A 23,050-nucleotide genomic window follows, 5' to 3' on the forward strand; every position below is an offset into this window, starting at 1 on the left:
GACCTATCTCCGCAATTTCCCGGCGACACGAAAGAGTCGGCGACGGCCGGCGTTCCCTTGGGACGGCCGAAACTTTTCCCGCCCTGCGCGGCGCGCGGCGGCAGTTCGCTTCCACTGAATAGGTCTGCAGTTTCAGTGATGTCATTTGCGCGCCGAACCGATCAGTGCGTCAGCTGGTTCAGCTAAAATTTCTTGATCCACCCCAACACCACATGCCACGGGGTTGGCAAGTTTCTCGCGAAAGGCGAGGCGATGGCCTTTAGTTTAACTGACGAGGCGTTCTCCGGCATATCATATGCGACGACGCCGCCGAGTTCGAATATCTTTGCTTTCGCTCCGTCTGGGAGAATGACAACGCCGCGCATTTCGTCATCTTCGATTTGCCAAGCATAGAACCCCGTCACGCCGGCCTGAAAGCGCCCGATATGTTCGGTGATCGCGAAGTCGACGTCCAGCATGTCGCCCGTCGAATAGTTCGTACTGGGATTATCGAGATAATTGTTCCAATAGAGCTTCGCGCTGAATTCTGTTCCTTCAAAAAGGATTGGTTTCGTCGTGTAGGTAATGGCCGCCGTGGGAGCGAAGTCCCAGATATTTGTACCAGGGCTCAGCATGCGGCTCAGTGCAGTGGATGAGCTATATTGGCCAGCGGGCACAACGATACCGAAGCCAAGCAAAACGGAAAGCCCTTCGAGAATAGGGCTGGCGCCGGCATAGTGCGAAGGGTGAGGTGTTCCGAAGTAGCGCGCCCAAGAAATTTCGACATAGGGATCGCCAACCCCAACGTCGCGGTCGTTCGAAGTACCCGTGTAAAGATGCCCCCATGCATCCAACACCGGAACGACACCTGAAAACGAAAGACTTCCGCCGAAGATCTTTGTTTGTGGAACAAAATCAAAAAATGGGCCGCCGATGACTTTGGCAAGTTGGGCGTCCTTAAGTTCCAGGTTCACCTTGCCGCTTCCATTGAGGAAATCCATCGTGCGCGCATAGAGCTGCACCGTTCCGATATAGATCCCCGGTTGGGCAGGCAGGCCAGATCCAATGTCAGTGCCGCCAATCGGACCCGCCAGCGATGCCCCTTCCACCGCAAGAGACGCCGTCGGATAGACGCAAAGGAAGGTCGCAGCAATGAGAACTGCCTTCAGACCGCCCATCTATGAAGTCTCGCAACCGGTTGAATTCGGATTCGTCAGCCTAATGAAATTCCGCCTCCCCCTCTGTTACAAGAAGGGCTCATTCGTTCCGAAACAATATTCAACTGCAGCGGTATAAGGGGATAGGTTCTTACAAGCAGACGTCAGCAACGCCGGATTTTATTTCTATCGTCCAAGATGTTCGTTTCGAGAAGCGAGAGGGCCGGCTTCCGCGTCGGCCCTCCTCGATACATTTTGCATTGTCCGAGATGCATGAAGCTTCGCGGCTGGTACCCGGCGTGCCGGTTGCGCTCTCGGACGCAAATTCAGAGGTCAAAGACACACTTCGACTCTTCACTCTCTCCACCGCGTTTTTTTGAGAAAAGAAAGAGAGACGATTTTTGAAGCCCAATGCTCCGACGTCGGCTTCGCCGCGCGTGCGATTGGCATTCTCGCGCTTTCCGCGGCTGGCGTCCGGACTGTTCCGAAGCGCGTTGCTCGTCGGCCGCGGTACCTATGCCGGCGGACCCATCGCGCTTGATCGATTGCGGGTTAACGCCGATGGCGCCGAAAATTGTTGGATAATCAACAAGCCTTGGCGGAGACGGAGGGATTCGAACCCTCGATACGCCTTTAAAGCGTATGACGATTTAGCAAACCGTTGCCTTCAGCCACTCGGCCACGTCTCCCCCATACCCGATGGGTCGAACCCCTATAGAGGGGGGCTCGCTGCAATGCAAGCAAGCGCGGCTCATTGTTCCAGATGCTTTTTGGATTGGCTACTCGGGCCTATTCGTGGCCGCAAAGTCGTCCTAGTCTCCTGACATCAAGCGGGCATCAGCGGAATGGGGAGCCGCCGTGACCTTTGGGGTGAGATCCAGCGCCAGTGCCGTGTTACTAATCCTGTCCTCCACATCAGCGGGGGCGGCGGACTTGTGCGTCAAATGCACCGGACCGGATGCAAGCTATGATTGCGTTGTGAACCGGTCCGGGCCACCGGATACCGTAACCAAGCTCTATTGCATTACGGCGCTCGCAAAAGCCGGTCCCCATGCCAGTTGCGCCATAGACCGCAATACGACCGCGCCCTGTCAGGGCGAACGCAGAGAGTTTACAATTCCGGCAACGGTCGATGGCGCTCTCGGCGGCTCGCAGGAGCAAGAGGCGACACAGCAGCCCGCTCTTCCTCCACCGGGTACCGAAGTCGAGGAGCCGCCGCAAGACACAGCAAGTGACGTGCCTCCGAAGACGGTTCAGGAGATGGTTGAGAAGAGCGCGAAATCGACTGGCGACAGTCTCGCTCAGACGCAGAAAACGGCTGCTACAGCGGCGAAGTCAGCGGGCACGGCACTCGAGAAGGCAGGATCCGCAGTCGGCAGTGCAGCGAAGACGTCCTGGAAATGTCTGTCGTCATTCTTTTCGAAATGTTGACGGCAGCTCGCGTCCAGTCCGCTGAACCGGCTCAATGGACCGAAGATAGCCATTCCCGTGCGAGCCGTTGCGCCTGAGTGATTTCCGCTCGCGTCATATCTCGTGCCAACTCGAGCCGATAACGCTTGGCTTCGTCATTGCCGCGCATCGCCGCAATATTGAACCACTTATGCGCTTCTACTAAGTCGATCGTTCCGTCCCGTCCTGTGCAATAGCTGAGTCCAAGCTCAAACAACGCGTCGTGCTGACCGCCTTGAGCCGCATACTCGACAATCTCACGCGAGGACATGTCCATACGCGACATTCTAATATCCTCCAAACAAACCGCCGCATCACATTAACGACTTAGGATGCCGAACCCTTCGCCCGGCGCTCCTCTTGCGGCACGCTGGAAGAATTACAGCGCGGAAATGAAATCTCGTAAAAAGCCGCGCAAAATTGTTGTAAGACTTACGGAAACTTCGTTTCCGAATGCCGCGGATCTGTCGGAAAACGGCACATTTATCCCCAAAACGCGCCGCGCGGTTACGGGGTCTTAAGCGCGGTTGCCATCTTTGGCTAACCATGTTTTGAATTGACGTCAGAGGTTGCCTCGTCGCGAATGGCCGCCGGGGCGTTCAGCCAGCGTTCAGTCTATGATTGGTAACCATGTTGGCGGTGGTGGATGAGGATCGCCGCGGGGGCGCGGTGGGTCCAGGATTTCAATTCATCCTGGATGAGGGAATTGATGCCACAGAGACTGCTTCGACGCTCGCTCGTGCTCGCGAGTTTTCTGGCGCTTGCCGGCTGCGCTCAAGATAGCACCCGGCCTTCTTACATCGGACTCACGGACTTGACGTCGGATGGCAATGATGCCGCGGACGCGGAGTCAGCGCACACGCCGTCAGAAGCAACACGTTACGTTCGATCTAACAAAGTGCTGGGCGCGATGGCTTTCCAGCGCGTTACCGGACGTACCGTCGATCCTGACAGCTTGGAGCGACCCTAAGCGGCGTTAGGATTGCAGAGGCGAGACCTTTGGCTTCTTCAACTCCAGTCCGCGAATTACGGCGGGGCGTTTACCGATGACCTCCAACCAACGGTTGAGATTCGGAAATTTCTCCAAATCCTGGCCGAGGGATTGCCAATTTCGTACCCAGGGGAAGCTGGCGATGTCTGCAATCGAATAGTCGCCCGCAAGGTAGTCGCGATTTGTCAGTCGCTTCTCCATAGCGCCGAAAAGACGCTCGACTTCTTTCGTATAGCGGTCAATGGCGTATGGAATTCTTTCCTTGGCATAGTTGCGGAAATGGTTGCATTGACCAGCCATCGGACCAAGCCCACCGACCTGCCAGAACAGCCATTGATCGACCTCAGCCTTGGTGCGTTCGTTCGTCGGATAGAGGGCCCCGTATTTTCGTCCAAGGTATCGAAGAATAGCGCCGGACTCGAAGATCGACAAAGGCTGACCGTCGGGGCCATCAGGATCGAGAATGGCCGGGATACGATTGTTCGGAGAAATCGCTGAGAAGGCAAGCGCGAACTGCTCGCCCTTGCCGATGTCGACAAACTCGACCCGGTAGCGAGCGCCGATCTCCTCCAGCATGATTGGGATCTTGTATCCGTTCGGGGTCGACCAAAAGTAGAGCGTGATCGTCTCTTCCTGTTCGTCGTCCTGCATGTCCATCCTTATGGAACGAGTATGATCGAACCCGTTGTCCGCCGCGCCGCGAGATCGCGATGAGCGTCGGCAGCAGCACGCAAAGGATAGCGGTGATTGATCGAAATCTTTATTTTACCCGACGACACCATGCCAAAGAGATCCGCTGCGTTCGCTTCGAGGTCCTCGCGCTTCGCGGTATATGCGAAAAGCGACGGGCGCGTGGCAAAAAGTGAGCCTTTCAGGGCCGTTAGCTCGAAAGGAGGAACCGGCCCCGAGGCGTTGCCGAAAGACACCCACAGGCCCTTCGGCTTCAGGCAGTCGAGGGATTTCGGAAACGTATCCTTGCCGATGGAATCATATGCAACGTCGCAGCCCTGACCATTCGTCAGCTCCTTCACCCGAGCCACAAAGTCTTCGCGCATCGTGTTGATTGGGTGCGTACAGCCATGCGCCTTTGCAATCTCGGCTTTCTCGTCGGAACTAACCGTACCGATGATCGTCGCACCTAGCGCACGCGCCCATTGGCAAGCGATCAAACCAACGCCGCCCGCTGCAGCGTGGAACAGCAGTTTCGTTCCTGGCCCGACCTTGTATGTCTCACACAAGAGATATCGCGCTGTCATACCTTGCAGCATCATCGCCGCGGCGGTCTCATAGGAGATGCCCTCGGGCAACTTGACGAGTTGCGCCGCCGGAACGCGCCGGACCTCTGCGTATGCGCCAATTGCTGTTGCATAGGCTGCGCGGTCCCCGACTTTGAAGGTATCGACGCCGGAGCCGACCGCAATCACTTCACCGGCGCCCTCGGATCCGAGGACGGCCGGCAGGCTGTCCAGCTTGTAGAGGCCCGAGCGCTGATAAATATCGATGAAATTGATGCCGATGGCGTGCTGGCGCAGAAGCACCTCGCCGGCTGCGGGTTGGCCGATCTCGACGTCCTCATACGTGAGAGCCTCCGGTCCGCCATAAGCATGAATTCGCACTGCATACGCCATATCTCAGGGCTCCGCTTTGACGTGAAACTTTGAATTCGGTGCAGCTTTGGGACGAATCCTACTAGTCACCAACAGGCAATTCGCCGCCCAGCCGGGCTTCCGCCACGAGGCTGCCACGCTCTCTTCCTACCCGCATCCGATACAGAAGATCGAGATTCGCTTTGATAATATTCGGATATGCGTTGGCCGAGCGTAACGCACTTATCATCCTCGCCGCACTCGTTTCCTGTATCGCGATGACGGGGTGCGGCGGAACGGCCGATCCGGCGTTCGGCCAGCAGCGGGGACTTAAATGCGTGGATGACAGTAACGTCTGCATCAGCCAGCGCAAAATGGTCTACGATTCCTATATGGCCGACAAATCGCGGGCCTGGATGCGACAGCCGCCTGGTCCACACGAATATGCATCCGGCGTGCGCCTAATGGCCTACAGCAAAATGCGCAAAAATCTCTCTTGCGATGAACTCGCCCACGGCAAGGAGGAAGCCGACCGCGGTCCGGCAACGCTGAGTGCCGGTGCCCATGCCGGACTTACGACTGCGCAAGTCGCGCGTGGCGCGATGCTGGCGCGCGAGGTGTCGCGGGAGCTTGCGGGTGAACTTGCAAGGCGATGCCGATAGTGCAGCCGGAGTGCTTGAACGAATTATTTCTATTTCCTATCTGGCTCGGGCGCACCATAAACGATTGAACTGCGCTTTTGCGCCCGCCCCAACTCGAAAGCCTGATCATGAGCGTGCATGACTTTGTCGAAGCCATCGTCGGGTTCGTGCGCGCCAACGAGGGTTGGACAGGCCCGGTCGCATTCGTTGTCGCGTTCCTTGAAAGCTTTTGTTTTCTTTCGATCCTGTGGCCCGGGACGGCCATCCTCGTCGGCATATCTGCACTGCTTGCGAAAAGCGGTGTCGAGATGAGTATTCTCGGACCCGCCATCATCTGGGCCGGTATCGGCGGCTCGCTTGGTTATGCGGTTTCCTATTGGATCGGGCTCTACTACAAAGACGGCATCCGCGAAATCTGGCCGTTCAACCGCAATCCCGAGATGCTTGATCGCGGCCAAGCCTTCTTTAAAAAATGGGGAGCCATCGGCGTATTTCTCGGACACTTCTTTGGACCGGTTCGCGCCGTGATTCCGGTCATCGCCGGAATGTACGCGGTCCCTCATTGGCAATTCCAAATCGCCAACGTCTTGTCGGCCTTCATCTGGGCCGCAGGCATCATCGCACCGACCTATTTCGGCCTGAACTATCTGCTCGGCTGAAGCCGATCCGATCAACCCAATCGGCCATCCGAAGGCGACGCTTGCGCACGCAATGGCGATCCCTTAGAGGAACGGTTCGATTTCGCGCCGAAGTGGCGCTTTCGCAAAACGGATTTCCGAGGCACATCCATGTCCAAGACTTCGCTGAAAAACATTCAGAAACAGAAGAAGAAGGCAGGGCGCAAGATCGCGCGTCCGCCGCAATCGCGTAATCAGGGCAACACTGCCGGCATCCGGAAGCAGCTGAAAAAGGCTGCCGGAAAAACTCGGGCTGCAAAAGCCACGGCCTAAGGTTCTACCTTTCGGCTCTGCGGAACGCCGGAGCGTCCCGACAAAGGATCAGGCCCGCCGTCTGAAAATGGTGCCGGGCCCGATCGCGATTGGATGACGCCACACAATTTGCCGTGAACGACACACTGACTTCCGACGCTTTTTATCCTCCGACGGTAAAGCCTCCTGACCAGGCCCAATCGCCGTGGCGTTTTTTTTCGCGGTTTGTACGCAATCCGCTGCGCGCCATACCTTTATCCGTCTATACCGAGCCGGTCGTCAGCTACGGAAAGAAGCGCCCTCTTGTGACGTGGGTGACCGACCCCGAGCTGATCGAGCGCATTCTTCTCAAAGACGCTGCGCAATTCCCCAAGACTGCGCTCGACCGGCGTGTCCTTACACCCATCCTCGGCGACGGAATTCTGACGGCCGAGGGCGAGAGCTGGCGCTGGCAGCGCAAGCTTGCCAGCCCGATGTTTCGATACGCTGAGCTTCTGAGCCATGTGCCGACGATGGTGAATGCGACGGAGGAGTTGGTCGCAGATTGGACGTCACGCGGAGCGGCATTCAGCACCGACATCGAGGAGGCAATGACGGACGTTACTTTCTCCGTCATTGCACGCACGATCCTGGCTGGCATCGACGAGAGCGAAGCAAAAGCCGTAAAGCGCTCAACGCGAACCTATCTCGATCGCATTTCGTGGGAAGTCGCGGCCGCGATGCTGCGTTGGCCTGAAGCACGGTGGCATCCCGGCAAGGGCAGCATGCGCTCAGCCGCTATGGAGGTACGCGGAATCGTCCAGCGCTTGCTCGATCAACGCCGGACCGCGCCCGGCGGTAGCGATCTCGTCGCTCGCATGATCGCCTCCCGCCATCCCGACACTGGTCAGCCGATGACGGACGGCGAGACCATCGACAATCTCGCAACCTTTCTTTTCGCTGGCCACGAAACGACGGCCAAGGCGCTGACGTGGTCGCTCTATCTTTTGGCGCGCGCTCCCGATTGGCAGGACCGCCTGCGCGATGAAGTACGGAGTGCGGTCAAAGTTCAGCACGTCGCGGCGGGAACGCTCGAACGCCTGCCTTTAACAACGCGTGTTTTAAAAGAATCGATGCGGCTTTACCCACCAGCTCCGGTCATGACCCGGCATTCAGTGGACGAGTTCGACCTCGCTGGCACGCGGTTGCCGAAGTCGTCTCTGATCGTCATCCCAATCTTCGTGCTGCATCGCCATCGGCGTCTTTGGCCTGACCCCGACCGCTTCGAACCGGATCGATTTCTACCGGAAAACGAAGCCAAAATTCCGCGTACGCAGTTCATGCCGTTCGGTTACGGGCCGCGCGTATGTATCGGCTCGTCCTTTGCGATGATTGAGGCAACGGCAATTCTTGCCACTTTATTGCAGAGTGTCCGATTTGGGTGGGACGGGCGCCACGAGCCTGAGCCTGTCAGCCGCGTCACGCTCAGGCCGAAGGGCGGAATGCCGTTGATCGTCAAGCCGTTGTAGACGGACGGCGACGAGACCCAACGTTAGCGTTTCATTAAACGCGCCTTACCAATCGACGAAAATTCATTTCGCATTTGAAAGATCGGCGTCAGCGGGATCGCAATATCCCGGTGGTATGTTTTGTCGCATCATAACTTCTGCCTCCAAGGAGAGGCCAATGACAACGACAAAAATATTCTATGGAATTGCTGCCGTCGCGCCGGGCGGATTCATCGCTCTCGCCTGCATCGGCATTCTGCATGTGGTTGCGGTCGGTTTGCGCGAGCGCCGGAAACGCCGTGCGGCTCGCGTTGCCGCCTGACACGCGTACTAGATACCGAGCTTGGTTTTCAGGATCTCGTTGACGGCTGCAGGGTTGGCCTTACCGCCCGTTGCCTTCATCACTTGACCGACGAACCAACCGAGCATCGATGGCTTGGCTTTTGCCTGCTCGACCTTTTCCGGATTGGCCGCGATAATTTCGTCGACGGCTTTCTCGATAGCGCCGGTGTCCGTCACCTGCTTCATGCCGCGCTTCTCGACGATGTCCGCCGGATCGCCGCCTTCCGTCCAGACGATCTCGAATAGGTCCTTGGCGATTTTCCCCGAGATTTCGCCAGTGCCAATCAGCCCAGCAATATCGCCGAGTTGTTTTGGTGAAATAGGCGACTGATCTATAGTTATTCCGTCTTTATTCAGCCGACCTAAGACTGCATTGATTACCCAACTTGCAATCAACGATGTAGCGCTGACACCGTGGTCTCGGGACGATAAGCATGCTCTTTCAAAAAAATCAGCAAGGGCTTTTTCAGCGACAAGCACGTCGGCGTCATAAGCGGACAGACCGAACGTCTTCATGAAACGCGACCGCTTTTCGTCGGGAAGCTCGGGCAAATTCGATTTTAGGCTGTCGACGTAGTCTTGCGTCAGTTCGAGCGGCAGCAAGTCGGGATCGGGGAAATAGCGATAGTCATGCGCTTCTTCCTTGGAGCGCATCGAGCGCGTTTCGCCCTTAGCAGAATCGAACAGGCGCGTTTCCTGGTCGATGGTTCCGCCATCTTCGATGATATCGATCTGACGCCGCGCTTCGTACTCGATCGCCTGTCCGATGAAGCGAATGGAGTTGACGTTCTTGATCTCGCAACGCGTGCCGAGCTTATCGCCGGGCTTCCGGACCGAAACGTTGACGTCGGCGCGCAGGTTGCCCTTCTCCATGTCACCGTCGCAGGTGCCGAGATAACGGAGAATGCTGCGGAGCTTCGTAACGTAGGCCTGTGCCTGCTTCGACGATCTGAGGTCGGGCTTCGAGACGATCTCCATTAGCGCAACGCCCGAGCGATTCAGATCGACATAGGAATAATCGGGATGCTGATCGTGTAGTGACTTGCCCGCATCCTGTTCCAGATGAAGACGCTCAATGCCGATCTTCATCGTCTCCCCATCGACGTCGATCTCAACCTCGCCTTCACCGACAACCGGTTGCTTGTACTGCGAGATCTGGTAGCCCTGCGGCAGGTCCGGGTAAAAGTAGTTCTTGCGGTCGAAGACGCTTTTCAGATTGATCTGCGCCTTGAGACCTAGGCCCGTTCGGATAGCCTGAGCAACGCACTCTTTATTGATGACCGGCAGCATCCCCGGCATCGCCGCATCGACAAGTGAAACATGGCTGTTGGGCTCGGCGCCGAACGCCGTTGATGCGCCGGAAAATAGCTTTGCGTTGGACGCGACCTGAGCGTGCACCTCCATGCCGACGATGACTTCCCAGTCTCCCGTTGCTCCTGCGAGGAGATTTGTGGGTTTGGATTTTTCTTTGACTTTCTGCGAGCTCATGCGTCGTCTCCAGTCGCGCGGTCCGGCGTCGGCAGGGTGCCGCAGGACATAATATCTAGTCGGTCTTGCGCTTCATCAGGTAGCCAACGCCGGCGTAGATGAAGCCGGCAACCAGCGAAACGATGAAGACACCCGCAATGGAACGTCCGAGTTCCGGTGCATCCCAAAGCCTTAAAAAAGTCGCCACGTAGAGCAAAGCACAACCCGCGATCGCGCCGGCGAATGCCGCGATCATCAGCTTGCTCTTGTCGTCGGCACGCTGGCCGACCATGAATGCCACGACGATCGTCGCCGGATTGAGAATCCCATAAAGAAGAACCTCGATTAGCGGAACCGTCTGCTCAAGATCAGGACCCACTTTCGCCTCCGGCTTGAGCTTTGACTTTCGCGGCATCCTGAGCCTGGCGAATTTTCTCTTCCTCGAACTGAATGAACCAGCCGATCATGTTGCGCCATTGCGCCCCGACCAACTCGACCATTTCAGGCGGCATGCCCTTATCTGCCGCGCGCGCTTTGACGCGATCGATGACCTGCTGGATGCGCCACTGAACGACGGCGCCTTCTTCGGTCGACATCTTCAGCTGCCACGCGCGATCCACGTATCCGAAGCGCTCGGCGATCAGATCGACCAGCGTTGCGTCGATGCGGTCGATTTCGGACCGCACTTGGGTCATGTCGGCACATTCCCAGGGCCGTTTCGGATCCATTTTCTAGCCCTTCATCCACCACTTCGCGGGTACGGAGAACCGGCCCGCCGCATCTTCGATCACTTGCGCCGCGCGGAAAAGCGTCTCCTCATCGAACGGCTTGCCGATAAGCTGCAGACCAAGCGGCGTTCCTTGCGACGAAAGCCCGGCGGGCACGGACATTCCGGGAAGCCCAGCCATATTCACCGTTACCGTGAAGATATCTTCAAGATACATCGCGAGCGGGTCGCCCGTTTTTTCTCCAAAAGCGAAAGCGGGTGACGGCGTTGTCGGCGTCAGGACGACATCAACTTTATTCCACGCTTCGTCGAAGTCGCGCTTGATCAGGGTGCGCACCTTCTGAGCCTTAAGGTAATAGGCGTCATAATAGCCTGCCGACAAAACGTAGGTGCCGATCAGGATACGGCGGCGGACCTCCTTTCCGAACCCTGCGGCGCGTGTCTTTTCATATGTATCGATCAGGTTGTCGCCGTTGACGCGAAGGCCATAGCGCATGCCGTCATAGCGCGCGAGGTTCGACGAGCATTCCGCTGGCGCGACGATGTAATAAGCGGGCAATGCGTACTTCGTATGCGGCAGCGAGATTTCGTGAATCGTCGCGCCCGCAGATTTCAACCACGCGATACCGTCATCCCAGAGTTTCTGGATTTCGGCCGACATGCCGTCAACGCGATATTCCTTCGGTACGCCGACCCGGAGCCCGTTTATGCTTTTGCCGATCGCAGCCTCATAGTCCGGCACAGGGGCATCGACGGACGTTGTGTCCTTCAGATCGTAGCTCGCCATCGTCTTCAGCATCATTGCCGCATCGCGGACCGTCTTGGCGATCGGCCCGGCCTGATCGAGAGACGAAGCGAAGGCCACGATGCCCCAGCGTGAGCAACGTCCGTAGGTTGGCTTCACTCCTACGGTTCCCGTCAGCGCCGCGGGCTGCCGGATCGAGCCGCCTGTGTCGGTTGCCGTCGCCGCGAGGCACAAGTCCGCCGCAACCGCCGCGGACGATCCGCCGGAAGAGCCGCCTGGAACGAGCTTGTCGTTTGTATATTGTCCGTCCGCCGATTTGCGGCGCCATGGGTTCACGACGTTACCGAAGGCGCTGGTCTCATTGGATGAGCCCATCGCAAATTCGTCGTTGTTGAGCTTGCCGAGCATGACCGCTCCGGCATCCCAGAGATTCTGCCCAACCGTCGATTCATAGGGTGGCTTGAAATCGTCGAGGATTTTCGAGCACGCGGTCGTGCGAATTCCGTTCGTGCAGAAAAGATCCTTGTTGCCAATCGGAAGACCTTCGAGCGGGCGCGCGTTTCCCGCTGCGAGACGCTTGTCGCTTTCCTTTGCCTGAGCCCGCGCGTGCTCTGGCGTTTGCAACACGTAGGCATTGAGCGCCGGATTTGCGGTTTCGATTGCCCCGAGAAAAGCGTCCGTCAGCTCCAGCGCCGAAAAAGATTTCTTTTTCAGCCCATCGCGCGCTTCGGCCATCGTCAACTTGGTTAGGTCCGTCACGGGTGAACAGTCCCCTTCAATTCTTTGCGGCGCTCAAAAGCATATCGGGCCTACTCCACGACCTTCGGCACGACGAAATAATGGTCTTCGGCCAACGGCGCATTGGCCGTTACCTTGTCCGCGATTTCTCCATCGGTCACGACATCGTCGCGCATCTTCAACTTCTGGGCGACGACGCGCGTCATCGGTTCAACCGATGAGGTGTCGACCTCGTCGAGTTGCTTGACCCAGTCGAGAATACCCGACAGTTCCTTTTCGAGTCCCTTCGCCTCGTCATCGCTGATCCTAATCCTAGCAAGACGCGCGATACGGCGAACGGTCGCTTCGTCGACCTCCATTGGTAATCCCTTCGAAAGTTCGGAGAGGTTCTGCTGCTCTCTTACCCGGGCAGGCGGTCCGGATGCAACCGGCGGGGAAACGGTAAACGGAGATGCCGCGGGTCCGGCTAAGCGGCTGCTTTCGAGCGCTTTTGCGGTGTCAAACCAGGCGCGATGCTGATACTCGATCGCGACCGACTGAAAACCACAAGAGATGCCGATTTTATGAGCCAGCCCGCCGCCCCAGAGCCGCCCGGCCGCACGATGGAAGATCCGCAGTCATTCCTGGCTGCGATCCAAACGGGCCGCCTTATTGGAATCGACGCTGGCACCAAGACGCTCGGGCTCGCCCTTTCCGATGTCACGCGGACGATCGCATCGCCACTGGAAACGATTAAACGGACAAAGTTCACAGCCGATGCCGCCCGCCTGTTATCGCTGGTCAACGAACACGGCGTTGTCGGCCTCGTGTTGGGTCTCCCACGCAACCTTGACGGAACCGAAGGCCCCCGGGCACAGGCGACCCGGGCTTTGGCTCGCAATCTCAATAAGCTCGCCCAGCTACCGGTCTTGCTCTGGGACGAGCGCCTAACGACTGCGGAGGCCGAACGGATGCTTATCGGCGCCGACCAGACGCGGAAGCGCCGCGGTGAGGTGATCGATAAGCTTGCAGCCACGATCATTTTGCAGAGCGCTCTTGACCGGTTCCGCAGTCCGCAGTGAAAAAGCCAGCCTGATCATGGACCAAGGGATCATCCCGCCACCCGTTAAGCGATTTCGGACGTGTCCCGCGAAGCATGCTTGCGGGTGCGCCGGACTCCGCCTATAGAAACCGCTTTAATGACCTCGAAATCGAACTCGACCGCGCTGAAAGTTTTTCCGCGCCGCCATTTGCTGACCTGCGAGGGCCTGTCGGCAAATGAAATCAATTTTCTTCTCGATCTCGCTGATAAAAACGCAGATCACAATCGCCGAAACGGCAAAAAGCGCGATGTGCTCGCCGGGCGCACGCTTATCAATCTCTTCTTCGAATCCTCCACCCGAACTCAAGCGTCGTTCGAGATGGCGGGTAAGCGGCTCGGCGCCGACGTGATGAACATGAACGTCGCGACTTCTTCGGTGACGAAGGGGGAAACGCTGATCGATACCGCGGTCACACTCAATGCCATGCGGCCGGACATCATCGTCGTCCGGCATCATGCGGCGGGCGCGGTTGAGCTATTATCCCAGAAGGTCGATTGCTCGGTTATCAACGCCGGCGACGGCGCGCATCAGCATCCGACGCAAGCCCTTCTCGACGCGCTCACGATCCGCCGCGCGAAAGGTCGCGTTGCCGGGCTGACCGTTGCGATCTGCGGCGATATTCTGCATTCGCGCGTCGCACGTTCCGATATCAATGTTTTGAACGCGCTTGGGGCAAACGTCCGGCTCATCGCGCCATCGACACTATTGCCGTCGTCGCCTGAGCGGCTCGGATGCCAAGTCTTTACCGATATGTGGAAGGGCATCGAGGACGTCGACATCGTTATGATGCTGCGCCTCCAGCGCGAACGCATGGATGCCTCCTATGTCCCCTCTATCCGTGAATTTTTCCACTTTTTCGGCCTCGATCAAGAGAAGCTCGCGCGCGCCAAGCCCGATGCCCTAATCATGCATCCGGGACCGATGAATCGCGGCGTCGAAATCGCGTCCACCGTTGCCGACCACTCGCGCAGCGTCATCCGAGAACAAGTTGAAATGGGGGTTGCCGTTCGCATGGCCGTTCTTGAGGCTCTCTCGGCGCACCTGCCGAGTTTCGAGGACGTCGCCCCATGAGCAAGTCTATCGAAAAGCCGAAGAGCGTTGGCAAAGCGACGGTTTTCATCAATGCCCGCCTGATCGATCCGGCTTCCAATCGCGACGAGCCCGGCGGCTTGCTTGTCAAGGACGGGCTGATTGCGGATCTCGGCGGCCATCTCCGCCGCAATGCGCCGGAAGGGACGAAAGTCATCGATTGCAAAGGGCACGTGCTCGCACCGGGCCTCATCGACGCGCAGGTGTTTACCGGCGAACCCGGATATGAACATCGCGAAACGCTGAAGACTGCAAGCCATGCCGCCGCCGCTGGAGGCGTAACGACGATCGTCGTTATGCCCGAGACCAATCCCGTGATCGATCAAGTGTCGCTCGTTGATTTCATTCAGCGCCGCGCCCGCGACAACGCCCTCGTGCACGTCCATACGATGGCAGCGATGACGAAGGGCCTCAAAGGCGAGGAAATGACCGAAATCGGCCTATTGAAGCGCACGGGTGCCATTGCCTTTTCGAATGGCAAATCGAGCATCGTCAACACGCGCGTGATGCGCAACGTCCTGAACTACGCAAAGGACTTCAACGCTCTCGTCGTCCATCATACCGAAGACCCTTACCTCTCCGGCAGCGGGGCAATGAATTCCGGTGAGGTCGCGACGCGCCTCGGTCTTCCCGCGACGTCGAAGATTGCGGAAACGATTATCCTTGAACGCGACGTGCGCCTCGTCGAGATGACAGGCGGGCGTTATCACGCGGCCACGATCAGCTGTCAGGAAAGCCTTGACGTTGTCCGAGGTGCGAAGGCGAAGAAGCTTCCCGTTACGTGCGGCGTTTCAATCAATCATCTGACGTTGAACGAAAACGACATTGGTCCCTACCGTACGTTCTTGAAGGTGCGTCCGCCGCTCCGCCGCGAGGAAGATCGCGTCGCGATGGTGCAGGGCCTTGCAAATGGCGATATCGATCTGATCGTGTCGAGCCACGATCCGCAGGACGCCGACACCAAACGGCGGCCTTTTGCGGAAGCCGCGGACGGCGCGGTGGGACTTGAGACCCTGCTTTCGGCGGCGCTGCGTCTCGTGCACTCTGGTGATGTGACGCTCAAAGCCATGCTGAAGGCGCTGACCATCAATCCGGCCCGCTTGCTTGGACTTCATAGTGGGCGGCTTGCGAAGGGCGCGATCGCCGATCTCGTCTTGTTCGATCCCGGCGAACCTTGGGTGGTCAATAAAGATCTGCTGCGCTCACGCTCGAAGAATACGCCCTTTGACGAAGCGAAAATGCAGGGGCGCGTACTCCGAACAATGGTTGCTGGCGAAACGGTCTACGAATACGCTGGCGTCGAACGCACGTAACTCGCCGCTGCCATCATCGGATTTCCTCCGTCATGGACCCATCGTCTTTCCCTGCGCTGCTGATTGCACTCGGCCTCGGCTATTTGTTGGGTTCGATCCCCTCTGGCCTCATTCTGACGCGCCTCGCGGGACTCGGCGATGTCCGGCAGATCGGCTCGGGAAATATCGGTGCGACGAACGTACTCCGAACCGGACGTAAGAGCCTGGCTGCGGCAACGCTGCTGTTCGATGCATTAAAGGGTGCCGCCTCGGCGCTGATTGCATGGCGTTGGTTCGGCGAGACGGCAGCGCTCGTTGCTGGTTTTGGAGCCTTCCTCGGTCATGTTTTTCCGATTTGGCTCGGGTTCAAGGGGGGAAAGGGCGTTGCTACGTTTTTCGGCGTGCTGCTTGCCATAGCGTGGAAAGTCGGCGCAATCTTCGTCGTGGTCTGGCTCGCGGTCGCCGGAGCGACGCGCATCTCATCCCTTGCAGCGATTGCTGCTACACTCGCCTCACCGGTAGCCGCGTGGGCGTTGGGCTATCGCGAATTCGCTCTCGTCACTGCCGTCATGAGCGCCGTCATTCTCATCAAGCATCGAGCAAACATACGTAGGCTTCTGGCCGGCGAGGAACCGAAGATCGGTGCAACGAAGGCCTGAACAATACGACTTCCTCAAACCGGCCCCGCTGCCGACAGCGGAGCTTTCCGACGCTGAACGGTTGGCTTGCCTTCGACTCATTCGCTCTGAAAACGTCGGTCCCGTCACATTTCGCGAGCTAATCAATCACTTCGGCGGCGCTCAGCATGCCCTCGACGCAATACCGGAGCTTTCGCGGCGCGGGGGTGCGGGGCGACCAATTCATCTCTGCCCGAAAGCCGATGCCGAGCGGGAGCTCGAAACGGCAACGCGTGCCGGTGCCGTGCCGTTATTCACGGTCGAGCCAGATTATCCGCTCCTGCTTGCACGCATCGATGCACCGCCTCCGGTAGTCTACGTAAAAGGTCGCCGCGATCTTTTGAGGCGGGCTGCCGTCGCAATCGTAGGATCGCGACAATGCTCGGCTGCAGGCATTCAGCTCACGCGGCGCTTTGCGAACGAGTTGGCGGAATCCGGGCTCGTCATCGTGTCTGGCTTGGCGCGTGGCATCGACCGCGCTGCACATGACGCATCGTTATCGCGGGGGACCATTGCAGTCCTCGCAGGCGGGATCGATTGGGTCTATCCGCCCGAGCACGCGGCGCTTCAAGAAGCGATTGGCCGCGAGGGGTGCCTGGTGACCGAACGTCCTCCGGGCCTTCAACCGCGCGACCGTGATTTTCCGCGGCGCAATCGTATTATCGCGGGGCTCGTTCATGGCGTCGTCATCGTCGAGGCGGCCATGCGGTCCGGTACGCTCGTGACCGCGAGGTATGCGAACGACCTCGGGCGGGAAGTCTTCGCGCTTCCCGGTCATCCGCTCGATCCGCGGGCCGAGGGCACAAACCGTCTGATCAAGCAGGGAGCAACCCTCGTTACCGAGCCGAGCGAAGTGGTTGCAGTCCTACGCCCAATGCTTGGCTTCGAGGATCTTAAACCTCAAAGGGAAAATCCGGCCGCAATGTTCGCAAAGCCACCCGCAACAGCAACGGTATCGGCAATTCCCGGCGGGCGAGACGGCGCGGAGGCCATCAAAGCTGTCTTATCGGCGCTCGGTCCAGCGCCGGTCGATGTCGACGCCGTCACGCGGGCGACCGGGCTCGACGTGCAAAGCGTGCAAATTGCGCTGCTGGAACTAGATTTGGCGGGGCGTATCGAGCGACAGGGGCAAGGCTTAGTGGCGTTGAAGGGCGAGCGCTAAAGAGTTTGTGTTTAGCGTTTAAGCGATTCCGCGATGGCTTCGGCTCGGGATTGGGCAATCAAATCGGGGAGCCTCGCACACCCCTCTCGCTCAGCGAGCGATTGAAGCTCGCTCAACAAATCCGCCAGATATTCCAAACGCTCGCGTCGTTCGGAATCGAGAGATTGTGTATACGTCTCAGCTTCGGGGAGCCCGTGTAATTTCCTCACGATGAGCCTCATTACAGCGACGGGCGGACGCTAACTTATTCTCTTATTAGTTGCAATATGTAAATTAATCAACTTTAGCTTGAAATATCCGCCATTTGACACCGCTGCGGCGATCAACCATGTTCCCGGCCCGCTACGCGGCCATAAATGCAAGCCCCACATATACTCGGCCTACCTCGGAGGCCAGAGAGTCCAGGAGCGAAGGGCCCCTACATGAACGTCGTTATCGTCGAATCTGCCGCTAAGGCCAAGACGATCAACAAATATCTCGGTTCGGGTTACAAAGTCATCGCGTCCTACGGACACGTGCGAGACCTGCCTGCCAAGAACGGCTCGGTCGAGCCCGACCACGACTTCAACATGCACTGGGAAGTCGATGGCAAGTCCCAGAAAATCATCCGCGAGATCGCCGAGGCGGTCAAAAAAGCCGACAAGCTCATTCTTGCGACCGACCCCGACAGGGAAGGCGAGGCCATCTCCTGGCATATCCTGGAGATCCTCAACAATAAGAAGGCCCTCAAGAAGGGGACCGAGGTTGAGCGCGTCGCCTTCAACGCCATTACCAAGCAATCGATCCTGGCGGCGCTGAAGGAGCCGCGGAAGATCGACGGACCCCTGGTTGACGCTTATCTGGCGCGCCGTGCGCTCGACTATCTCGTCGGCTTCACGCTTTCGCCGGTGCTTTGGCGAAAATTGCCAGGCGCCCGTTCCGCCGGGCGCGTGCAGTCAGTGGCCTTGCGGCTGGTCTGCGATCGCGAGGCCGAGATCGAAGCCTTCAAGACCGACGAATATTGGACGATCGAAGCTTTACTGACGACTGCGGAAGGCGACGACGTCAAATCACGGCTCGTTGCCATCGACGGTTCAGCTTTGAAGAAGCTGGATATTAAAGACGAGGCGACGGCGACTGCCATCAAATCCGCGCTCGAAGGGCGAGACTTCCGTGTCGTCTCGATCGAAAAGAAGGCGGCCAAGCGCAACCCATACCCGCCGTTCACCACTTCGACATTGCAGATGGATGCATCCCGTAAGCTTGGCTTCTCCGCTAAGCAGACGATGCAAATTGCACAGCGCCTTTATGAAGGCGTCGATATCGGCGGCGAGACGGTCGGTCTCATTACTTATATGCGAACCGACGGCGTGCAGATCGTGCCTGAAGCCGTGAGTCAAATCCGCGACGTGATCTCGGCTCAGTTCGGGAAGAACTACACGCCGTTTGCGCGCGAATACAAAACGAAAGCCAAAAACGCACAGGAAGCGCACGAGGCGATCCGCCCGACCGATCCGCGGCGGACGCCCGATCAGGTTCGCAAATACCTCGAAAAGGATCAGGCTGCACTTTACGATCTTATTTGGAAGCGCGCGGTCGCGAGCCAAATGGCGCCTGCCGATTTGGAGCAGACGGCGGTCGAGATCGAGGCCAAAGGCAGCGACGGTAAAACTTACGGACTGCGCGCCAACGGCTCCGTTCTGTTGTTCGACGGTTTTCTCAAGGTCTACGAGGAAGGCCGCGATGACCGCTTCCGCTATATCGATAAGGGCAAGGACGACACGTCCGACGATGATGAGGATAGCCGCCGACTGCCGCCGCTCGCAGAAGGCGATCGGTTGAAGGACAAAGAAATCAGCGCCGATCAGCACTTCACGCAGCCGCCGCCGCGTTTTTCCGAAGCGACGCTCGTCAAGCGCATGGAAGAGCTCGGCATCGGGCGGCCATCCACCTATGCGTCGACGATGGCCGTGCTGGTCGATCGCGATTACGTACGGATCGAGAAAAAGCGGCTCGTCCCGGAAGATAAGGGACGCCTTGTCATCGCGTTCCTAGAGAGCTTCTTCAAACGCTATGTGGAGTATGATTTCACGGCGGACTTGGAAGAAAAGCTCGATCTCATCTCGAACGACGAGCTTGCATATAAGGAAGTGCTACGGGATTTCTGGCGGCAATTCATTGCCTCGGTGGGCGAGATCAAAGATCTGCGCGTCGGCGACGTTCTCGAAGCCCTGAATGAAATGCTCGGGCCGCATGTCTTTCCCGATAAGGGCGACGGCAGCGATCCGCGTCTCTGCCCAAAATGCGGGCAAGGTCGGCTGAGCCTGAAAATTTCGGGCAAGTATGGCGCATTCATCGGCTGCGGAAACTATCCGGATTGCAACTACACGCGGCAGCTCACTCAAAGCGACAACGGCGAAGCGGCGCTCGACGGCAAGGTGCTCGGTTACACGGACGATGGTGTTGCCGTGACGCTCCGTACGGGCCGGTTCGGTCCTTATGTTCAGCTTGGCGAAGCCGAAGGCGACGAGAAGCCGAAACGGTCCAGCATTCCGAAGGGGATCGACGCCGCAACGCTCGATTTCGAAAAGGCCGTGCAGCTCTTGTCGCTGCCTCGCGACGTCGGAGAACATCCTGATGAAGGCGGGATGATCACGGCTGGCCTCGGGCGCTTTGGACCGTTCATCCTGCACGAAAAGGATGGCGCGAAAACATACGTCAACCTCGAAAGCATTGAGGATGTCTTCACCGTCGGTCTCAATCGGGCCGTGGCGCTGATCGCCGAAAAACGCGCAGGTGGCGGCAAGAGCCGCTTCCAGCGGAGCGCGCCGAAGGTGCTGAAAGAACTCGGGGAACACCCAAGCGAAGGCGGGCCTGTGCAGGTGCTGGAAGGGCGTTATGGGCCTTATGTCACCCACAACAAGGTCAACGCCACGGTCCCGCGCGGCAAAGACCCGGCCGCGATTACGCTCGATGAAGCGGTTGCACTGATCGCAGAGCGCATTGCCAACGGCGGCGGGAAGAAATCCAAGACGTCGCGCGCGGCCCGCCCGAAAGCGACGAAACCAGCTAAGGTTGTAAAGGACGAGACATCGGCTCCTCGGAAAGCCTCGAAGTCCGCTGCAAAAAAAGCTGCGCCCGCGAAGAAAGCTGCTGCGGCCAAACCGGCAACCAAAAAACTCGCAAAGGCCAAAGCCTGAAGCAGAAATCACGAGGCGCGCCGCCGACCGGCAAATCAGCAGCGGCGCGCGCTCCCGCCAATGGCGGACTGCCGAGCAAAGAGCAGATCCTCGAATTCCTGAATTCCGCCCAAGGGAAAACCGGAAAGCGCGAGATTGCGCGCGCGTTCGGGGTGTCGGGCGGGGCACGCATCGCGCTCAAGCGCCTTCTTGCGGAAATGGCCGATGACGGCACGCTTGCGGGCGATAAAAAGCGTCTCCGCGAGAAGGGCAAGCTGCCGCCCGTCACGACAATCGAAATCACAGGACGAGATGACGACGGCGACTTGATCGCAAAGCCGACACAATGGCGCGAGGAGGACGGGAAGCGACCACTGGTACGGGTTTCGCTTTCGGGGCGCGGATCCGAAAACGACATTGGTATCGGCGACCGCGTGCTGGCCAAGCTCACGAAATTACCGCGCGGCGGCGGTGCCGCCTACGAGGCGACGCCGATCAAGAAGTTGCCGCGAGAAAAGCGGCGGCTACTCGGTATTTTCCGGGCTTCGAAACGCGGCGGTGGCACGATCGAGCCGATCGATCGTAAGGAATTGAAGAGCTGGAACATCCTACCAGACGACCTTGGTAATGCGAGCGACGGCGATCTCGTGCGGTTTGAGCTTGCGCGCCATGGACGCTTTGCGACTCCCCGCGCGAAGATTGTCGAAAGCTTAGGCAATCCAGACGATCAGCGGCAAATCTCGCTCATTGCCGTTCACGCGCATGGCATTCCAGAGGAATTTCCGGAAAGCGTGCTCAAAGAGTGCGAACATCTTACGCCGCCGACGATGGACGGGCGCGAAGACCTGCGCTCGCTTCCGTTGCTGACAATCGACCCGATCGATGCTCGCGACCACGACGACGCGGTGCATGCAGAGCCGGACATTAATCCGAAGAATGAAGGCGGTTTTATCGTCACGGTCGCGATCGCGGACGTTGCGCATTACATCAGGCCCGGCTCGAAGTTAGACCGCGAAGCCCAGCTCAGGGGCAATTCTGTGTACTTTCCGGATCGCGTCGTGCCGATGCTGCCGGAAAAAATCTCGAACGATCTTTGCTCTCTGCGAGAAGGCGAAGAACGTGCTTGCCTGGCAGTGCGGATGGTCTTCGACCGGCATGGCGAAAAGCGCGGTCATACCTTCATCCGCGCGATGATGCGGTCTGCCGCCAAGCTCTCCTATCAGGAGGCGCAGGCGGCCATCGATGGGCAACCTTCAGATAAATGTTTGCCGCTGATGGAGACTGCGCTAACGCCGCTTTGGGCGGCGTACAAGGCCGTCGCGGAGGCGAGAGACAAACGAGGACCGCTCGATCTCGATCTCCCTGAGCGCAGGATCGTACTCGACGAAAAGGGGCAGGTTGCGCGGGTAGTCACGCCGGAGCGGCTTGCCGCTCATCGGCTGATCGAAGAATTCATGATTCAGGCGAACGTTGCCGCTGCCGAAACTCTCGAAGAGAAAAAACTGCCGCTCGTCTATCGCGTGCACGATGCGCCTAGCGCGGAGAAATTGAAGGGCCTCCGAGATTTTCTCGAAACACTCGATATGAAGGTGCCGCATGCGGGCGCATTGAAGCCCGAAGCTTTCAACAAGGTGCTTGACCAGGCCAAGGATCTGCCGGTGCCGGACCTCATCAGCGAGGTTATCCTGCGCTCCCAATCACAGGCCGAATATGCACCGAAGAACATCGGTCATTTCGGCTTGAATTTAGTGCGATACGCGCATTTCACGTCGCCGATCCGGCGCTACGCCGATCTGATCGTTCACCGTGCCCTCATCCGTGCCCTTAATCTTGGTCAGGATGGTCTTACGGACGACGAAATTTCGCGACTGGCGAGTGTAGCTAAATCCATTTCCGACACCGAACGCCGCGCCATGGCGGCCGAGCGCGAGACGGCCGACCGTCTCATTGCTGCTCACTTAGCAGATCGGATCGGGGCGACATTTGCGGCGCGTATCGCGGGTGTCACGCGGTCCGGCTTGTTCGTGCGGCTTAGAGATACCGGCGCAGACGGTTACATTCCTATTTCGAGCCTCGGGGACGACTATTACCATCACATCGAGGCCGCGCACGCGCTGGTCGGGGCGCGGACGGGTGCGGGTTATCGTCTCGGCGATGCGGTGGACGTGCGCCTGCTTGAGGCAATTCCTTCTGCAGGCGCGCTACGGTTTGAAATGCTGACTCCGGCGTCACGTGGCAATTTCGCTGCACTCAATATTGGCCGCAAAGGTCTCCGGAACAAAAAATTCGGCAAATCGCGCCAGAGGAGATAGGGTCGCACGGGCCGGTTTTACCTTGAACACCCGCCGTCAG

The 23,050-nt window shown here is 58.5% G+C and carries 22 protein-coding genes and 1 tRNA gene; 13 read left to right on the top strand and 10 right to left on the bottom strand.

All coding sequences use genetic code 11. The features are described 5' to 3' along the window. Positions 1-182: 182 nt before the first annotated feature. Both VHB22_RS07510 and VHB22_RS07515 read right to left on the bottom strand, forming a co-directional pair. Positions 183-1,157 carry a SphA family protein gene (locus VHB22_RS07510; protein WP_325456343.1) on the bottom strand — a complete coding sequence of 325 codons (975 nt, stop codon included), beginning with the start codon at positions 1,155-1,157 and terminating at the stop codon, positions 183-185. 575 nt (positions 1,158-1,732) lie between these two features. Further along, a tRNA-Ser gene (locus VHB22_RS07515) sits at positions 1,733-1,825 on the bottom strand. Positions 1,826-2,069: 244 nt separating this feature from the next. Here VHB22_RS07515 and VHB22_RS07520 point away from each other — a divergent pair. Then, complete coding sequence (locus VHB22_RS07520; RefSeq protein ID WP_325456344.1) at positions 2,070-2,567, top strand: hypothetical protein; 498 nt, start codon at positions 2,070-2,072, stop codon at positions 2,565-2,567. Positions 2,568-2,598: 31 nt separating this feature from the next. On the opposite strand, the gene VHB22_RS07525 is transcribed toward VHB22_RS07520, so the two are convergent. The 3 genes from VHB22_RS07525 to VHB22_RS07535 all read right to left on the bottom strand — a co-directional run bounded on the left by VHB22_RS07525 (position 2,599) and on the right by VHB22_RS07535 (position 5,204). After that, positions 2,599-2,871 carry a sel1 repeat family protein gene (locus VHB22_RS07525; RefSeq protein ID WP_325456345.1) on the bottom strand — a complete coding sequence of 91 codons (273 nt, stop codon included), beginning with the start codon at positions 2,869-2,871 and terminating at the stop codon, positions 2,599-2,601. Positions 2,872-3,561: 690 nt separating this feature from the next. Further along, on the bottom strand, positions 3,562-4,227 hold the full coding sequence (locus VHB22_RS07530) for a glutathione S-transferase family protein (RefSeq protein WP_325456346.1): 666 nt from the start codon (positions 4,225-4,227) through the stop codon (positions 3,562-3,564). Positions 4,228-4,235: 8 nt separating this feature from the next. Continuing rightward, entirely contained in the window at positions 4,236-5,204 is a 969-nt protein-coding gene (locus tag VHB22_RS07535) for a quinone oxidoreductase (protein WP_325456347.1), read from the bottom strand. Positions 5,205-5,386: 182 nt separating this feature from the next. On the opposite strand from VHB22_RS07535, the gene VHB22_RS07540 reads away from it, so the two are divergent. The 5 genes from VHB22_RS07540 (at position 5,387) to VHB22_RS07560 (ending at position 8,541) form a co-directional block, all read left to right on the top strand. After that, on the top strand, positions 5,387-5,824 hold the full coding sequence (locus VHB22_RS07540) for a hypothetical protein (protein WP_325456348.1): 438 nt from the start codon (positions 5,387-5,389) through the stop codon (positions 5,822-5,824). Between the two features lie 107 nt (positions 5,825-5,931). Further along, positions 5,932-6,462 carry a DedA family protein gene (locus VHB22_RS07545; protein ID WP_325456349.1) on the top strand — a complete coding sequence of 177 codons (531 nt, stop codon included), beginning with the start codon at positions 5,932-5,934 and terminating at the stop codon, positions 6,460-6,462. A 129-nt stretch (positions 6,463-6,591) separates the two neighbouring features. After that, positions 6,592-6,753: a hypothetical protein gene (locus VHB22_RS07550; RefSeq protein WP_325456350.1), complete on the top strand. Its 162-nt coding sequence runs from the start codon at positions 6,592-6,594 to the stop codon at positions 6,751-6,753. A 113-nt stretch (positions 6,754-6,866) separates the two neighbouring features. After that, positions 6,867-8,240 carry a cytochrome P450 gene (locus tag VHB22_RS07555; RefSeq protein WP_325456351.1) on the top strand — a complete coding sequence of 458 codons (1,374 nt, stop codon included), beginning with the start codon at positions 6,867-6,869 and terminating at the stop codon, positions 8,238-8,240. Positions 8,241-8,397: 157 nt separating this feature from the next. Next, positions 8,398-8,541: a hypothetical protein gene (locus tag VHB22_RS07560; protein WP_325456352.1), complete on the top strand. Its 144-nt coding sequence runs from the start codon at positions 8,398-8,400 to the stop codon at positions 8,539-8,541. Positions 8,542-8,549: 8 nt separating this feature from the next. Here VHB22_RS07560 and gatB read toward each other — a convergent pair whose 3' ends face one another. The 5 genes from gatB to gatC are packed head-to-tail and all read right to left on the bottom strand — an operon-like array spanning position 8,550 to position 12,597. Further along, positions 8,550-10,049 (bottom strand): Asp-tRNA(Asn)/Glu-tRNA(Gln) amidotransferase subunit GatB, encoded by a 1,500-nt coding sequence (gene gatB / locus VHB22_RS07565; protein ID WP_325456353.1) that lies wholly within the window; start codon positions 10,047-10,049, stop codon positions 8,550-8,552. A gap of 55 nt (positions 10,050-10,104) precedes the next feature. Continuing rightward, positions 10,105-10,407: a hypothetical protein gene (locus VHB22_RS07570; RefSeq protein WP_325456354.1), complete on the bottom strand. Its 303-nt coding sequence runs from the start codon at positions 10,405-10,407 to the stop codon at positions 10,105-10,107. Beyond that, entirely contained in the window at positions 10,397-10,756 is a 360-nt protein-coding gene (locus tag VHB22_RS07575) for a chorismate mutase (RefSeq protein ID WP_325456355.1), read from the bottom strand. The genes VHB22_RS07570 and VHB22_RS07575 overlap by 11 nt, the downstream gene beginning before the upstream one ends. Positions 10,757-10,759: 3 nt before the next feature. Continuing rightward, on the bottom strand, positions 10,760-12,259 hold the full coding sequence (gene gatA / locus VHB22_RS07580; protein ID WP_325456356.1) for an Asp-tRNA(Asn)/Glu-tRNA(Gln) amidotransferase subunit GatA: 1,500 nt from the start codon (positions 12,257-12,259) through the stop codon (positions 10,760-10,762). 50 nt (positions 12,260-12,309) lie between these two features. Next, complete coding sequence (gene gatC / locus VHB22_RS07585; protein WP_325456357.1) at positions 12,310-12,597, bottom strand: Asp-tRNA(Asn)/Glu-tRNA(Gln) amidotransferase subunit GatC; 288 nt, start codon at positions 12,595-12,597, stop codon at positions 12,310-12,312. A gap of 204 nt (positions 12,598-12,801) precedes the next feature. On the opposite strand from gatC, the gene ruvX reads away from it, so the two are divergent. From ruvX to rnr, 7 genes are all read left to right on the top strand, one after another. Further along, positions 12,802-13,299 (top strand): Holliday junction resolvase RuvX, encoded by a 498-nt coding sequence (gene ruvX, locus VHB22_RS07590; protein WP_325456358.1) that lies wholly within the window; start codon positions 12,802-12,804, stop codon positions 13,297-13,299. Positions 13,300-13,416: 117 nt separating this feature from the next. Further along, a complete protein-coding gene (locus VHB22_RS07595; protein WP_325456359.1) occupies positions 13,417-14,391 on the top strand; it encodes an aspartate carbamoyltransferase catalytic subunit in 975 nt (324 codons plus the stop codon). Then, on the top strand, positions 14,388-15,722 hold the full coding sequence (locus VHB22_RS07600) for a dihydroorotase (RefSeq protein ID WP_325456360.1): 1,335 nt from the start codon (positions 14,388-14,390) through the stop codon (positions 15,720-15,722). The genes VHB22_RS07595 and VHB22_RS07600 overlap by 4 nt, the downstream gene beginning before the upstream one ends. A gap of 32 nt (positions 15,723-15,754) precedes the next feature. After that, on the top strand, positions 15,755-16,360 hold the full coding sequence (gene plsY / locus VHB22_RS07605; protein ID WP_325456361.1) for a glycerol-3-phosphate 1-O-acyltransferase PlsY: 606 nt from the start codon (positions 15,755-15,757) through the stop codon (positions 16,358-16,360). Next, positions 16,344-17,540, top strand: coding sequence for a DNA-processing protein DprA (gene dprA, locus VHB22_RS07610; RefSeq protein WP_325456362.1), 1,197 nt, complete (start codon positions 16,344-16,346; stop codon positions 17,538-17,540). Before plsY ends, dprA begins: the two co-directional genes overlap by 17 nt. Positions 17,541-17,962: 422 nt before the next feature. Continuing rightward, complete coding sequence (gene topA, locus VHB22_RS07615; RefSeq protein ID WP_325456363.1) at positions 17,963-20,719, top strand: type I DNA topoisomerase; 2,757 nt, start codon at positions 17,963-17,965, stop codon at positions 20,717-20,719. Next, a complete protein-coding gene (rnr, locus tag VHB22_RS07620; RefSeq protein ID WP_325456511.1) occupies positions 20,716-23,010 on the top strand; it encodes a ribonuclease R in 2,295 nt (764 codons plus the stop codon). Before topA ends, rnr begins: the two co-directional genes overlap by 4 nt. Positions 23,011-23,050: the final 40 nt, after the last annotated feature.

This window comes from Hyphomicrobium sp., from assembly GCF_035548195.1.
Taxonomy (GTDB): domain Bacteria; phylum Pseudomonadota; class Alphaproteobacteria; order Rhizobiales; family Hyphomicrobiaceae; genus Hyphomicrobium_B.